General features: G+C 59.0%; 13 protein-coding genes. 7 read left to right on the top strand and 6 right to left on the bottom strand.

Annotation, left to right across the window (positions count from 1 at the left end; all coding sequences use genetic code 11):
• Positions 1-87: 87 nt before the first annotated feature.
• Positions 88-1,722, bottom strand: coding sequence for a methyl-accepting chemotaxis protein (locus ACIF4X_RS01415; RefSeq protein ID WP_397480628.1), 1,635 nt, complete (start codon positions 1,720-1,722; stop codon positions 88-90).
• Positions 1,723-2,027: 305 nt separating this feature from the next.
• On the opposite strand from ACIF4X_RS01415, the gene ACIF4X_RS01410 reads away from it, so the two are divergent.
• Both ACIF4X_RS01410 and ACIF4X_RS01405 read left to right on the top strand, forming a co-directional pair.
• Positions 2,028-2,858, top strand: coding sequence for an undecaprenyl-diphosphate phosphatase (locus ACIF4X_RS01410; RefSeq protein ID WP_397480627.1), 831 nt, complete (start codon positions 2,028-2,030; stop codon positions 2,856-2,858).
• On the top strand, positions 2,855-3,286 hold the full coding sequence (locus tag ACIF4X_RS01405) for a DUF1294 domain-containing protein (protein WP_397480626.1): 432 nt from the start codon (positions 2,855-2,857) through the stop codon (positions 3,284-3,286). The genes ACIF4X_RS01410 and ACIF4X_RS01405 overlap by 4 nt, the downstream gene beginning before the upstream one ends.
• Positions 3,287-3,405: 119 nt before the next feature.
• Here ACIF4X_RS01405 and ACIF4X_RS01400 read toward each other — a convergent pair whose 3' ends face one another.
• A complete protein-coding gene (locus ACIF4X_RS01400; protein WP_093432792.1) occupies positions 3,406-3,765 on the bottom strand; it encodes an MmcQ/YjbR family DNA-binding protein in 360 nt (119 codons plus the stop codon).
• Positions 3,762-4,670: a LysR substrate-binding domain-containing protein gene (locus ACIF4X_RS01395; RefSeq protein ID WP_397480625.1), complete on the bottom strand. Its 909-nt coding sequence runs from the start codon at positions 4,668-4,670 to the stop codon at positions 3,762-3,764. Before ACIF4X_RS01395 ends, ACIF4X_RS01400 begins: the two co-directional genes overlap by 4 nt.
• A gap of 128 nt (positions 4,671-4,798) precedes the next feature.
• Between ACIF4X_RS01395 and ACIF4X_RS01390 the strand changes: the two genes are divergently transcribed.
• Both ACIF4X_RS01390 and ACIF4X_RS01385 read left to right on the top strand, forming a co-directional pair.
• Positions 4,799-5,410: an FMN-dependent NADH-azoreductase gene (locus ACIF4X_RS01390; RefSeq protein WP_038361205.1), complete on the top strand. Its 612-nt coding sequence runs from the start codon at positions 4,799-4,801 to the stop codon at positions 5,408-5,410.
• A gap of 236 nt (positions 5,411-5,646) precedes the next feature.
• Positions 5,647-6,684 carry an alpha/beta hydrolase family protein gene (locus ACIF4X_RS01385; RefSeq protein WP_397480624.1) on the top strand — a complete coding sequence of 346 codons (1,038 nt, stop codon included), beginning with the start codon at positions 5,647-5,649 and terminating at the stop codon, positions 6,682-6,684.
• A 92-nt stretch (positions 6,685-6,776) separates the two neighbouring features.
• Here ACIF4X_RS01385 and ACIF4X_RS01380 read toward each other — a convergent pair whose 3' ends face one another.
• Positions 6,777-7,964, bottom strand: a complete 1,188-nt coding sequence (locus ACIF4X_RS01380) for an MFS transporter (protein ID WP_397480623.1) — start codon at positions 7,962-7,964, stop codon at positions 6,777-6,779.
• A 204-nt stretch (positions 7,965-8,168) separates the two neighbouring features.
• Positions 8,169-9,755 (bottom strand): ABC-F family ATPase, encoded by a 1,587-nt coding sequence (locus ACIF4X_RS01375; protein ID WP_397480622.1) that lies wholly within the window; start codon positions 9,753-9,755, stop codon positions 8,169-8,171.
• Between the two features lie 379 nt (positions 9,756-10,134).
• Here ACIF4X_RS01375 and lpxO point away from each other — a divergent pair, with 379 nt between their 5' ends.
• Complete coding sequence (lpxO, locus tag ACIF4X_RS01370; RefSeq protein WP_397480621.1) at positions 10,135-11,034, top strand: lipid A hydroxylase LpxO; 900 nt, start codon at positions 10,135-10,137, stop codon at positions 11,032-11,034.
• Between the two features lie 163 nt (positions 11,035-11,197).
• Here the strand turns inward: lpxO and ACIF4X_RS01365 are convergent, their stop codons facing one another.
• On the bottom strand, positions 11,198-12,064 hold the full coding sequence (locus ACIF4X_RS01365; RefSeq protein WP_397480620.1) for a Ku protein: 867 nt from the start codon (positions 12,062-12,064) through the stop codon (positions 11,198-11,200).
• Between the two features lie 189 nt (positions 12,065-12,253).
• Here ACIF4X_RS01365 and ACIF4X_RS01360 point away from each other — a divergent pair, with 189 nt between their 5' ends.
• Together ACIF4X_RS01360 and ACIF4X_RS01355 are read left to right on the top strand one after the other, a co-directional pair.
• Entirely contained in the window at positions 12,254-12,574 is a 321-nt protein-coding gene (locus ACIF4X_RS01360) for a hypothetical protein (RefSeq protein ID WP_397480619.1), read from the top strand.
• Between the two features lie 52 nt (positions 12,575-12,626).
• Complete coding sequence (locus tag ACIF4X_RS01355; RefSeq protein ID WP_397480618.1) at positions 12,627-13,781, top strand: PQQ-dependent sugar dehydrogenase; 1,155 nt, start codon at positions 12,627-12,629, stop codon at positions 13,779-13,781.
• Positions 13,782-13,820 lie beyond the last annotated feature (39 nt).

The raw sequence follows: 13,820 nt of genomic DNA, 5'->3' as shown, positions 1-13,820 counted from the left end.
CGACGTATAGCTTGAGACACCTCGGTCGGCCCCCTCTCCCTCCGGGAGAGGGCTGGGGTGAGGGGTGGGCTCACCAGAGTTACATGGTCAGACGCGGAACTGGCGCAGGAGGCTGTTGAGTTGTTCGCTCAATTGGCCGAGCCGTACGCTGGCTGCGCTGGATTGCTCGGCCGCGATCGCCGTGCTGTGCGAGAGCCCCGCCGCCTGGGTGACGTTCTGATTGATGTCTTCGACGACATGCGCCTGTTGCAGCGTGGCGCTGGCAATCGACGCGTTGAGACCATTGAGATTGCGCAGCGCCTGGCCGATGGCGTTCAGGCTGGCACCGGCCAGCCCGGCTTGCTCGATGGTCAGTTGCGATGCCTTGCTGCTGTCGCCGATCACCTTCACGGCGGCTTCGGAATGGTTCTGCAGGCGTTCGATCATCGACTGGATTTCCGCCGTCGACTTCTGCGTGCGCTGCGCCAGCAGGCGTACTTCATCCGCCACCACGGCAAACCCGCGACCTTGCTCACCGGCCCGCGCCGCTTCGATCGCGGCGTTGAGCGCGAGCAGGTTGGTTTGCTCGGCAATCGAGCGAATCACCTCCAGCACACTGCCGATCTGTGTGCTTTCGGCGGCGAGCGTGCGAATCACTTCAACCGCTTGATCGATGGTGCCGGACAGCTTGTCGATCTGCTGCAGGCTGCCGTCAATGTTGATCTGGCCCTGTTGCGCCTGCGCTTCGGCATCGCGCATTTCGGCGGCGGCGTGCTCCGCGTTCTTCGCCACATCCTGCACGCCGTAAGTCACTTCGTTGATCGCCGTGGCCACCAGTTCCATCTGCTGCGACTGCTGCTGGCTGCGCTGCTGGGCCTGCGAAGCGTCGTTACCCAGTTCGCTGGACGACTGGCCCAAGGCGCTCGCCGATACCTGGAGGTCACCGATCACCCGACGCAGCTTGGCGGTAAAGGCATTGAAGTGATGCGCCAGTTCAGTCACTTCATCTTTGCCGTGGGTATCGAGGCTGCGGGTCAGGTCGCTTTCACCGCTGGCGATGTTGGCCATCGCGTTCACGGTTTCCTGCAATGGACGGACGATGCTGCGCGCGATCAGGATCACCAGCAGCGCCATGATCACGGCAATCGCCAGACCGATGACCGTAGCCTTGATCACTTGGCCCTGGAATTCCGCCTGCACATCGTCGACGTAAACCCCGGAGCCGAGCACCCAGCCCCACGGTTCGAACAGTTTGACGTAGGAGGTCTTGGCCACCGGCTCGCTGGCGCCCGGTTTCGGCCACCGGTAGTCGACCATGCCGGCACCTTTGGCCTTGGCGATGGCGACCATTTCGTTGAACACCGCAAAACCGTCCGGATCGCGGATCGCCGAGAGGTTCTGGCCTTCGAGTTTCGGGTTGGTCGGGTGCATGACCATCACGGGGGTGAGGTCGTTGATCCAGAAGTAATCGCTCTGGTCGTAACGCAAGCCGCGAATCGCCGTCAACGCCTGTTTCTGCGCGGCGTCCTTGCTCAGGGTGCCGGCGGTTTCGAGGTCGTGGTAATAGGTCAGCAAGCCGCTGGCTGTCTGTACCACGTGCTGGGTTTTCTGGGCTTTGGCGTGATAGAGATCGTCGTGGATCTGCTTGAGCATCAACATGCCCAAGGTCAGCAACATGACCACCGCCACAATCAAGATGAGCCACAAGCGTCGGCTGATCGACACACTGCGCAAGCTGTTCATAACGCTGTCACTCCGGATTCTTTTTCTTGTAATAAACGACCGCCAGCATCCAACCACGATTTTGTGAGCGGGCATACGCGACCCAAGTCGTATAACGCGGCAGCGCTATTAAGGCTTGTCTGTTAGGATTTCGGCCCCGCGCGTGAAAACCTGAATCCAAATTGATATTTCACGGAATTTTGACCGTTTCGTGTGGATCCTGTGCGTGCGGAATCGGTACAGCCATAAACAGCTACGCTGATCGCAGTGAACGCTAGAAAAATACTATCGGGGCATGCCGGCGCGCATCGCTCTTTGGGGGATTGATGGATCTTTGGACGGCCTTGCAGGCACTGATACTAGGAGTTGTAGAAGGGCTGACGGAGTTTTTGCCCATTTCCAGTACCGGACACCAGATCATTGTTGCCGACTTGCTGAATTTCGGCGGCGAACGGGCCATGGCGTTCAATATCATCATCCAGCTCGGCGCGATCCTCGCGGTGGTCTGGGAGTTTCGGCGCAAGATTCTCGACGTGGTCATCGGTTTGCCGACCCAGCCGAGCGCCCGGCGTTTTACCGCCAACCTGCTGATCGCTTTTTTGCCGGCGGTGGTGTTGGGGGTGATTTTTGCCGACCTGATTCACCAGTACCTGTTTAACCCGATTACCGTCGCGACCGCGCTGGTCGTGGGCGGCATCATCATGTTGTGGGCAGAAAAGCGTCAGCATGAAGTGCATGCGGAAACGGTCGATGAGATCACCTGGAGAGACGCCCTTAAGGTTGGCTTTGCGCAATGTCTGGCGATGATTCCCGGCACCTCGCGTTCCGGCTCGACGATCATTGGCGGTTTGCTGTTCGGCCTGTCGCGCAAGACCGCCACCGAGTTCTCGTTCTTCCTCGCGATGCCGACCATGGTCGGTGCGGCGGTCTACTCGGGCTACAAGTACCGTCACCTGTTTGTGCCGGCGGACTTCCCGGTGTTCGCCATCGGTTTTGTCACGGCGTTCATCTTCGCCATGATCGCCGTGCGCGGCTTGCTCAAGTTCATCGCCAGCCACAGCTATGCGGCGTTCGCCTGGTATCGGATCGTGTTTGGTCTGGTCATTCTGGCGACGTGGCAGTTTGGCTGGATCGATTGGGCGGCGGCCAAGCCATGAGTGATTCCCGCGCACGCCGCCCTGAAGGGCGACCTTCAGGTGGCAACAACCTCCAGCATCTGAAGCTGAAACTGCTGGTTCTGTTGGTCGTCTGTGCGCTGCCGTTGTTCGGCTCAGTGTCGATGTGGCTGCGCGGGATATCGTGGGTGCCGTTGGCGGCTTACGGGATCATCAGCGTGCTGGCGTTCTTCATGTACTGGGCTGACAAGCGCAAGGCCCGCGCTGATGCCTGGCGCACGCCAGAGAACATCCTGCATGCTGTGGAACTGGCCGGCGGCTGGCCGGGCGCGTTGATCGCTCAACAAGTGTTCCGGCACAAGACACGCAAGGTGTCGTTTCAGATTCTGTTCTGGGTGATTGTGCTGCTGCATCAGGTGTTCTGGATCGATCAGCTGTTTCTCGGTTCGAACCTGTTGACCCTGTTCTGACAGCTTACACAAAACCCTTGTAGGCGCTGCCGAAGGCTGCGATCTCTTGATCTTGCTTTTTAAAAGATCAAAGTCAAAAGATCGCAGCCTTCGGCAGCTCCTACACAGGGGGATCGGGGTTAGAGCAATAATCCGATTTGGGTCTTTTTCGGCAACTTGCTCACCACCAATTGATGCGAGCGCTGCAACAACCCGCGCAATTCCTCAGCACCCAACGGGTAGGGCGGGTGCATGATGATCCACTGCGCCCGCGCCAGATAAGGCGCCGGGTGAATGCCCGGGCGGTCGCAATGGCCGAGAAACAGATCCTTGTCGACCTTGAATGCCAGTGAGTCGCCACGCAGTCCCTGCAAGGCAAACATCTTGTTGCCGGCAATCGAAAACACCCGCACGCCGCCCCATTTGTAATCTTCCCGAGCGCCCGGCAATGCCAGGCAGAACGCCGCTACGTCGGCTTCGTTCATCTTTCCCTTGCTCATAACAACCGCTCCCCACAGGCATTGAACGACTCGACCAGATGATCGATCCAGGCACGCACCGCCGGCATCACCCCGCGTCGATGCGGATACACCGCTTGCAGCCAGCCGCCAGGCAGCGACCACTCTGGCAGCAATTGCACCAGGGTGCCGTTTCTCAGTTCTTCTTCGCAGTACATCATCGGCAGCAAGGTAAAACCCTGACCGGCCAGCACGCAGGCTTTGCGCACAATAAAGTCGTCGATGCCCAGGCGTGCCTCCATGTTCAACTCAAAGCTTTCACCCTGTTGATCAAACAAGCGCACATGCACCAGACGATCCGCCTCCAGCGCGCCGAGCACCGGCAGCGTTTTCAAGTCTTGTGGATGGTGAATCGTTTGACCCTGGATAAACGCAGGGCTGGCCACCACGACCATTTGCGCCTGGCGCAGACGCCGGGTGACCAGCAACGGGTCCTCATCTCCATGTTCACGCACGCGCAACGCCACATCAAAGCCTTCGCCGACCAGATCGACGCGGCGATTGAGCAGAACGACTTCAAGTTGCACCTGCGGGAATTTACCGAGAAATTCGCTGATCACCCACGGCAGCATCTCATGTGCCAAACCGGTCGGGCATGACACCCGCAAGCGTCCACGCGGCTCACTGGACATGCTCGCCACCGCTTCATCGGCCATCTCCGCCTCAAGCAACATCGCCTGACAGTGACGCAAATAACGCTCGCCCACCGCTGTGAGGTTGAGTTGTCGAGTGGTGCGTTGCAGTAAACGTGCACCAAGACGTTCTTCCAGTTCGGCAATGCGCCGTGACAAGCGTGACTTGGGAATGCCCAGCAAACGCCCGGCCGCCGCGAAACCGCCGGCCTCGACCACTTTGGCGAAATAATAGAGATCGTTGAGGTCCTGCATCGTTTAATTCCAACTGTTCTATCAGTGGGACAAACTATCGCATTTCAGGCGGCTAATCATCCATTGGTTTCTTGCGTAGGATTGTCTCCATTCCGTCGCCACCGGCGATTCCTTCCAGGAGATTCCACATGAAACTGCTGCATATCGATTCGAGCATTCTGGGCGACAACTCGGCTTCCCGTCAGTTGAGCAGCGAAGTCGTCAAAGCCTGGCAGGCCGCCGAGCCAAGCGCCGTGGTGACCTACCGCGACCTGGCAGCCGATGCCATCAGCCACTTCTCGTCGACCACCCTGGTCGCTGCCGGCACCACCGCTGAGCTGCGTAACGCCGCACAACAGCACGAAGCCGAGCTGAGCGCATCGACCCTGGCCGAGTTCATCGCTGCCGACGCCGTCGTCATCGCTGCACCGATGTACAACTTCACCGTACCGACCCAACTCAAGGCGTGGATCGATCGCGTAGCAGTCGCCGGTCAGACCTTCCGTTACACCGAAGCCGGCCCTGAAGGTCTGTGCGGTGGCAAGAAAGTGGTGATCGTCTCCACATCCGGCGGCATCCATGCCGGTCAGGCCAGCGGCATCGCTCACGAAGAATACCTGAAGCTGGTACTGGGCTTCCTCGGCATCACCGACATCGAAATCGTTCGTGCCGAAGGCCTGGCGTATGGCGAAGAAGTGCGCAACAACGCGATGACCGCTGCCCAGGCGAAGATCAGCGAGCAACTGTTCGCCGCCGCGTAAGGCTTGCGTAAAGAACAGCTGATGTTCAGGTAACGCTCAAAAAACTCTGTATTCTGGTTCTGCAAGGGCCAGTTACGGAGTTTTTTGTTTCTGACTGTTACATAATCTGGCCCGGGTTATGCAGTCACACAATCAGCGTCTGAGTGCATTGTCGTACCGGAGCACCGAATCCCCGGGGTTTCAGGCCCGCAACGCAACGGAACTTTCGATTGAGTAACAACAGGGTGGGGCATCCCATGATGCGTCTTTGTGCAGCGTTACTGATTTGCCTGCTCGGCAGCCTTAACACAGTGCATGCCGCGCCTGGGCGACACCCGGTGTGGAGCGTCGGCTACCACGAGATGACGTTTCTCGATCCGCTGGACCTGCAACCGATGCGCGCCATCGCCTTCTATCCTTCCAGCGACCGTGAACACATGAGCCTGCTCGAGGGCTACTCGGTCGAGGCCGGCGAAGACACCAAAGTCGCCATCGGCCGCTTTCCGATGCTGATGCTCTCCCATGGCAACACCGGCACGCCGCTGGCGCTGCATGACCTCGCGACCTCACTGGCGCGCAAAGGCTTTGTCGTGGTGGCGGTGATTCACCCCGGCGACAACTCCAAAGACCACAGCCGATTGGGCACCCTGAGCAATCTCTACGGGCGACCGATCCAGATTTCCGAAGCCATTACCGCAACCCTCGGCGACCGCATGCTTGCGCCGTACGTTAACGCCGATCAGGTCGGGGTGATCGGTTATTCGGCGGGCGGTGAGACCGCTTTGATCCTCTCCGGCGCGCAACCGGATCTGGATCGCCTGCGCCGGTATTGCCAGGAACGCCCGGACGATCGTGACGCCTGCAATACGCAGGGTGAGCTGATCGTCGATCGCGATGACCTGCAACCGGTGGCCGATCCGCGTGTTCACGCGTTGCTGTTGATGGCGCCGCTGAGCTTGAAGTTCGGTCGTCACACTCTGGCCGACGTGCATGTACCGGTGCTGCTTTACAGTGGCGATGGCGACAAACTGGTGGCCTTCGACAAGAACGCGGCGGCGCTGGCGCGCAAACTGCCGACGGCGCCGGATTTCAAATTACTGGCCGGGGCAGGGCACTTCGTGTTCATGGCGCCGTGCAATGAAGAACAGATTCGCGCGATGCCGGCGTTATGCACCGATGCTGATGGTGTGGATCGCGAGGATATCCATCGCAACCTCATATCCGAGGCCGGGCGATTCTTCTCCCATGCGTTGGGCAGACCGACGCGGGCGGGCATGCAAACCGCAGATCAATAGATCAAAAGATCGCAGCCTTCGGCAGCTCCTGCACGGGAATACCGTACAACCTGTAGGAGCTGCCGAAGGCTGCGATCTTTTGACTTTGTTTTTCAGCTTGTTGCGCGGCGCTTGAGCAGCAACGTCAGCCCCAGCCCGATCACCGACAACAGCGCCGCACTGAAGAAAATCCACGAATACCCCAGGTTCAACGCCACGGCACCCATCAGCGGTCCGGCAATCGCCAGCGCCAGATCGAAGAACACCGCATAAGCGCCCAGCCCTGATCCCCGGCTGGAACTGGGCACCTGTTTGATCGCTTCGACGCCCAGCGCCGGATACACCAGCGACAGGCCAAATCCCGCCAGCCCTGCGCCGATCAAGGCGAACGCGGTGGAGGGCGCCAGCCACAACATCACCAGGCCCACGGTTTCGATGGTCATGCAGGCGATGGCCGAAGTGAAGCCGCCGAAGCGACTGATCGCCGAGATAAACATCAGGCGCGACAGGATGAAGCACACACCAAACACCGTCAGACAGTACGCTGCGCCGGTCCAGCCACGGTTCAGGTAATACAAGGTGATGAACGTGGTCAGCGTGCCGTAGCCGATCGAGGCCAGAGTCAGGCTGGCGCCATACGGGGCGATCCGCCCGAATACCGCCCAGAACGGCAGCCGTTCGCCGCGTATCACCGGCACCGAGGGTTTGTTGCGGATCAGCAGCAGCGCGCCTGCCGCCAGTACCGCCAGCGCGATGCCGAGGCTGGTAAAGCCGTAATCGGCGACCATCACCACACCCAACGGCGCACCAATCGCAATCGCGCCATAGGAGGCAATGCCGTTCCAGCCAATGGATTTCGCGGTGTGTTCGACACCCACCTGGCCCATGCACCAACTGATCGTGCCGACACCGATCAAGCCCTGCGCGATACCGAGCAGCAAACGGCCGATGATCAAAATGATCAGACTGGTGAGCGGGAAGTCTTGCAGCAGTGTGGAGAGCAACGTCAGCAAGCCGCTGAGGACAATTCCCCACAAGCCATAAATGATCGCCCGCTTGGTCCCGACCGTATCGGACATGCGCCCGGCCATCGGCCGGCTGAGCAGGGTGGCCAGATACTGCGAGCCAATCACCAGCCCGGCAATGACTGCGCTGAAACCCAACTGCTCGTGCACGTAACCGGGCAACACCGCGATCGGCAGACCGATGCAGAGGAAGGCAATAAAGGTATAGAACACGATGGAGACGATCTGCAGGGTGATCGCCATGGAGCTTTGCGGTGGCTGTTGCTGCGCAGACATGAGGACTCGTTCGCGGGCGGCGGTGGGAGAGTTCGCATCATGGCTTGAGCGTCATATAAAAGAAAGCAGGCTAACTATTTTTCACCTCGCCGATCGTTCCCACGCAGAGCGCGGGAGCGATCAGCGCCCTGAAATGCAAAAAGCCCTGTCACATGGACAGGGCTTTCAACTTGCAGCTAGCGGCTCGAAACTTGAAGCTGCTGTTTAGAACACCACACCCTGACTACGCAGGTAGTCATCGTAGGTGCCGCTGAAGTCAGTCACGCCATCCGGGCTCAGCTCGATAATGCGCGTGGCCAGGGACGATACGAACTCACGGTCGTGGCTGACGAAGATCAGCGTGCCCGGGTAGTTTTCCAGCGCCAGGTTCAGCGCCTCGATCGATTCCATGTCCAAGTGGTTGGTTGGTTCGTCCATGATCAGCACGTTCGGCTTTTGCAGGATCAGCTTGCCGAACAGCATGCGACCTTGCTCACCACCGGAAATCACTTTGACCGACTTGAGGATCTCGTCGTTGGAGAACAGCATGCGGCCCAGAGTACCGCGAATCATCTGCTCGCCTTGAGTCCACTGACCCATCCAGTCGAACAGGGTGACGTCGTCTTCGAAGTCGTGCGCGTGGTCCTGGGCGTAGTAGCCCAGTTCGGCGGCGTCGGTCCACTTGATGCTGCCGGCGTCCGGGGTCAGTTCGTTGACCATGGTGCGCAGCAGGGTGGTTTTGCCGATACCGTTCGGGCCGATGATCGCCACGCGCTCGCCGGCTTCAACCTGGAAGCTGAAGTCTTTGAACAATGGCTTGCCGTCGAAGCCTTTGGCCATTTTTTCGACGATGACCGCCTGGCGGTGCAGCTTCTTGTTCTGATCGAAGCGGATGAACGGGCTCACGCGGCTCGATGGCTTGACCTCGGCCAGCTGGATCTTGTCGATCGCCTTGGCACGCGAAGTGGCCTGCTTGGCTTTCGAGGCGTTGGCCGAGAAGCGGCTGACGAACGATTGCAGTTCGGAAATCTGCGCTTTCTTCTTGGCGTTGTCCGACAGCAGTTGCTCGCGGGACTGGGTCGCCACGGTCATGTACTCGTCGTAGTTGCCCGGGAACAGGCGCAGCTCGCCGTAATCCAGGTCAGCCATGTGCGTGCACACACTGTTCAGGAAGTGACGGTCGTGAGAGATGATGATCATCAGGCTGTTGCGCTGGGTCAGCACGTTTTCCAGCCAGCGAATGGTGTTGATGTCCAGGTGGTTGGTCGGTTCGTCGAGCAACAGCACTTCCGGATCGGAGAACAGTGCCTGCGCCAGCAATACGCGCAGTTTCCAGCCTGGCGAGACTTCGCTCATCGGGCCGAAGTGCTGCTCGATGCCGATACCCAGGCCCAGCAACAGTTCACCGGCACGGGACTCGGCGGTGTAGCCGTCCATTTCGGCGAATTCGGTTTCCAGTTCAGCCACGGCCATGCCGTCTTCTTCGCTCATTTCCGGCAGCGAGTAGATACGGTCGCGCTCGGCCTTGACCTTCCACAGCTCTTCGTGACCCATGATCACGGTGTCGATCACGGTGAATTCTTCGTAGGCGAACTGATCCTGACGCAACTTGCCCAGGCGCACGTTCGGCTCGAGCATGACCTGACCGCCGGACGGGTCGAGGTCACCGCCGAGGATTTTCATGAAGGTCGACTTGCCGCAACCGTTGGCGCCGATCAGGCCGTAGCGATTGCCCGCACCGAATTTGACCGAAACGTTTTCGAAGAGCGGCTTGGCGCCGAACTGCATCGTGATGTTAGCTGTAGAGATCAAGAGTTTTTCCTGCGAAGCATTCTTAAAAAGCGAGGGTGCGGCTGCAGCGCGTGGCCCGAGTCAAAGTGCGCTGATGCGGGGAAGTCCCGTCATCAACCAAGGGGGGCGCGTAAAGTTTGGCGGCGATTGTACTGGTCTGGCTCTTTAAACGATAGGGCGATCACGCCACAATCGCCGATTGGCATGATCACGGGACAGTTTTTCACAGTTGAAGATTCACTATCGGTTACAAACTGTGGCTAAAATGCCACCTTTCACCGAGCGTCCGGTTACGGCGCGGGCCAAGGACGTGCCATGTGTATTCAGACCACTGCATAAGACGCTGGGCCTCAGGCCGCCAGGCGCGCAGTTTGTTCACTTCTGACGTGTGACGATTTCCGTGAAACTCATCATTGCTGCTATTTATGTCATTTCCATTGCATACGTTCATCTGCGTGGGCGTGTGCGACACAAACTCGGTCGACAACTGAGCGACCATTCGACGTTTCTTGCGCCGATCAACTGCTTTCTTTATCTGTTTTCGAAGAAGCCGAACAAGCCGTACCTGGACCCAAGCGAGTTTCCTGACTTGAGCCCGTTGCAGGCGCACTGGGAAGAAATCCGCGAAGAAGGGCAGAACTTGCTGCGTGCCGGCGAGATCAAGCGCTCTAACCAGTACGACGATGTTGGTTTCAACTCCTTTTTCAAGAGTGGCTGGAAGCGTTTCTATCTGAAGTGGTATGGCGAGAGCCATCCGTCGGCGATGAAGCTGTGCCCGCGCACCACTGAATTGGTGCAGAGCATCGGTTCGATCAAAGCGGCGATGTTTGCCGAGCTGCCACCGGGTTCGAAACTGGTGCGTCACCGTGACCCGTATGCAGGTTCCTACCGCTATCACCTGGGCCTGGACACGCCGAACGACGCTGGCTGCTATATCAACGTCGACGGTGAGAGCTACCACTGGCGTGACGGCGAAGCGGTGATGTTCGACGAGACGTTTATTCATTACGCCGAAAACACCACGGACAAGAATCGCATCATCCTGTTCTGCGATATTGAGCGTCCGATGAAGTACCGCTGGGCCGCCGCGTTCAATGCGTGGTTCAGCCGCACCGTGATGTCGGCGGCAGGCGCGCCGAACGATGCCGGTGACCGCACCGGTGGCATCAACCGGTTGTTTACCCGGATCTACAAGATTCGTCTGCGTGGCAAAGAGCTGAAAAAGCGCAATCGCAAGCGTTACTACATGGAAAAGTGGGCGATCTTTGGTGGTTTGCTCGCGGTGTTCATTCTGATCTGAATTTTTGCATTGCTTTGGCTGGCCCCTTCGCGAGCAGGCTCGCTCCCACCTTAGTCTCGAGTGAAAGCAATTTTTGCATTCGACTCAGAACCCTGTGGGAGCTAGCCGCTAGTGATAACTCTCTCAAATACAACCTGTCAGTTGCCTGACGATCTCTGGATTGTCATTCGCCGGAAGCCTTCTTTGTCCTCTTGGCTGGCGCTGCTTTGGTGGCGGCTTTCGCCTTCGGCTTGGCGGCTGCTTTGCCACCCAGACTGCGTTTAAGCAGCTCGGTCAGGTCGATTACATCGGCCGTCTTGCGCTCTTCCTCACCACCCACCGACTCAACATCCTCGATCTTGCCTTCATGGGCCTTTTTCTCCACCAGGGCCATGATCTTGTCTTCAAATTCATCCTTGTAGTCTTCGGGCTTCCAGTCCGCGCTCATGTCCTGCACCAGCCGCTTGGCCATGTCCAGTTCACCCTTGGCCAGCTGCGGCTTGGTCACTTCGCTGCCCAGTTCGAGATCATCGAGGCTGCGCACTTCCTGCGGCCAGCGCAACTTCACCAGCACCAGTGCTGATTCCAGCGGCATCAACGCCGCGAGGTACTGGCGCGTATGCAGCACCACGCGGGCGAGGGCGACCTTATTGGTTTTGCTCAGGGTTTCACGCAACAATGCGTAAACCTTGCCGCCGCGTTTGTCGGGCGCCAGGTAGTAGGGCGTGTCGATGTTCTGCAGGGGAATCTGTTCGGCGTCGACGAAAGAAAAGATGTCGATGGTCTGCGTCGATACGGGATGCGCCGAGCGAATCTCTTCCTCGCTCAGCACCACATAACGGCCCTTTTCATAGGCCACACCTTTGACGATGTGCTCTTTGGTGACTTCCTTGCCGGTGACCTTGTTGACCCGTTTATAACCCACTGGGTCCATGCTACGGCTGTCGAGCCAATCGAAATCGACGCCCTGCGACGAGGTCGCCGAGACCAGTGCGACAGGGATGTGCACCAGTCCGAAACTGATTGCGCCTTTCCAGATTGCCCGAGCCATGGTGAGTTCTCCGAGTGATGATCGGATGACCTGCGGTCGTGGCTGAAAGTTTCCCCGGAATGCGCGGGGTTCCAGGGACTCGGTCAAGCCGTGTTACATGTTGTTTAAAGCTTGTGGGTTAACAAATCCGAACCCTCGGCGTAGCGTGGACTCGAACGCTCTATCCCCGGCCCATCGAGAGGCAGCGTCATGAACCGAATTCTGCTTGGCATCGTCGTCCTGACCCTCAGTGGCGGTCTGGTTCATGCCGACGTCCTGTTGGCGCAAAGCCCCACCGGCAATAGCAATAACCCCTACAACAGTCCGATCCGCCGGGCCAATCCCAACAGCATGCAGGGCACCCAGCCCAGCGCTCCGCCCGTTCGGGGGCCGAACACTGTACCGACGCCGCGTCAGCCTACGGTCGAAAACCGTGGCATCGGCAACGGCCAGCCGATCCGCTCGGTGCCGAGCACGCCACCCACGTTCATTCCCAACCCACCTTCGCGCAGCGGAGGCAGCAACCGTTGAGCGGCAGGACCGAGGTTCTGTCGGCCCTTGAAACGAACAAAAGGAATCGTGCATGTTGCGTAAAACCCTTCTAGCCACTTTCTGTGCCGGCGCGCTGATCAGCGCTCCGGTATTCGCCGCCGCCCCTAAAGAGCTGCAAAGCGAACAGGGCACCCTCGAAGTCACGACCATCAGCGCAGGCCTTGAGCATCCATGGGCCTTGGCATTTCTGCCGGATCGCCAAGGCATGCTGGTCAGTGAACGTCCCGGCAATCTGCGCGTGGTGAGCGCCGACGGCAAACTGTCGGCGCCGATTTCCGGCGTGCCGCAGGTCTGGGCCAAAGGGCAGGGCGGGTTACTGGATGTTGTGCTGTCGCCGGACTTCAAAGAGGATCGCCTGGTCTATCTTTCTTTTGCCGAAGGTGGCGGTGCCGGCGACAAGGCCGGCACCGCTGTAGGGCGTGGACGGCTCTCGGATGACTTGAAGACGCTGAAGGATTTCAAAGTGATCTTCCGCCAGGAACCGAAGCTTTCGGTCGGCAATCACTTCGGCTCACGGCTGGTGTTTGATCGCGACGGTTATTTGTTCATTACCTTGGGCGAGAACAACGACCGGCCAACGGCGCAGGATCTCGACAAGCTGCAAGGCAAAGTCGTGCGCATTTACCCGGACGGCAAGGTGCCGGATGACAACCCCTTTGTTGGTCAGTCCGGCGTTCGGCCGGAGATCTGGGCTTACGGCGTGCGTAACCCACAGGGTGCGGCGCTCAACCCATGGACCGGTACGTTGTGGGAGAACGAGCACGGCCCGCGCGGTGGCGATGAGGTGAACATCATCGAGCGCGGCAAGAACTACGGTTGGCCGCTGGCGACCCATGGCATCAATTACTCAATGCAGCCGATTCCGGAAGCCCAGGGCAAAACGGCCGAAGGCACTGTCGCGCCGCACCATGTCTGGGAGAAATCGCCGGGCGTTACCGGCATGGCGTTTTACGACGCCGATCGTTTTAAACCGTGGCAACACAACGCGTTTATCGGCGCGCTGGTGACTCAGGAACTGATCCGCTTGCAGTTCGATGGTGACAAGGTGGTGCACGAGGAGCGCTTGCTGGGCGAACTCAAGCAGCGGATTCGCGATGTGCGGCAAGGGCCGGATGGTTATTTGTATGTGCTGACGGATGAAGAGAAGGGATCGCTGTACAAGATCGGCCTGAAGCCCGCGCTTTAAGGACGATCCTCCTGTAGGAGCTGTCGAGTGCAACGAGGC

Source organism: Pseudomonas sp. NPDC085632, from assembly GCF_044541255.1.
Taxonomy (GTDB): Bacteria; Pseudomonadota; Gammaproteobacteria; order Pseudomonadales; family Pseudomonadaceae; genus Aquipseudomonas.
Note: the sequence above shows the minus strand (reverse complement) of the source record. Positions and strands in the feature narration are given on the sequence as shown.

Coding starts and splice junctions, on each gene's coding strand:
- ACIF4X_RS01395 (WP_397480625.1), bottom strand. CDS start 4,670: ATGCAGGACCTCAACGATCTCTATTATTTCGCCAAAGTGGTCGAGGCC.
- ACIF4X_RS01415 (WP_397480628.1), bottom strand. CDS start 1,722: ATGAACAGCTTGCGCAGTGTGTCGATCAGCCGACGCTTGTGGCTCATC.
- ACIF4X_RS01365 (WP_397480620.1), bottom strand. CDS start 12,064: ATGGCTCGGGCAATCTGGAAAGGCGCAATCAGTTTCGGACTGGTGCAC.
- ACIF4X_RS01410 (WP_397480627.1), top strand. CDS start 2,028: ATGGATCTTTGGACGGCCTTGCAGGCACTGATACTAGGAGTTGTAGAA.
- ACIF4X_RS01405 (WP_397480626.1), top strand. CDS start 2,855: ATGAGTGATTCCCGCGCACGCCGCCCTGAAGGGCGACCTTCAGGTGGC.
- ACIF4X_RS01390 (WP_038361205.1), top strand. CDS start 4,799: ATGAAACTGCTGCATATCGATTCGAGCATTCTGGGCGACAACTCGGCT.
- ACIF4X_RS01355 (WP_397480618.1), top strand. CDS start 12,627: ATGTTGCGTAAAACCCTTCTAGCCACTTTCTGTGCCGGCGCGCTGATC.
- ACIF4X_RS01380 (WP_397480623.1), bottom strand. CDS start 7,964: ATGTCTGCGCAGCAACAGCCACCGCAAAGCTCCATGGCGATCACCCTG.
- ACIF4X_RS01400 (WP_093432792.1), bottom strand. CDS start 3,765: ATGAGCAAGGGAAAGATGAACGAAGCCGACGTAGCGGCGTTCTGCCTG.
- ACIF4X_RS01360 (WP_397480619.1), top strand. CDS start 12,254: ATGAACCGAATTCTGCTTGGCATCGTCGTCCTGACCCTCAGTGGCGGT.
- ACIF4X_RS01385 (WP_397480624.1), top strand. CDS start 5,647: ATGATGCGTCTTTGTGCAGCGTTACTGATTTGCCTGCTCGGCAGCCTT.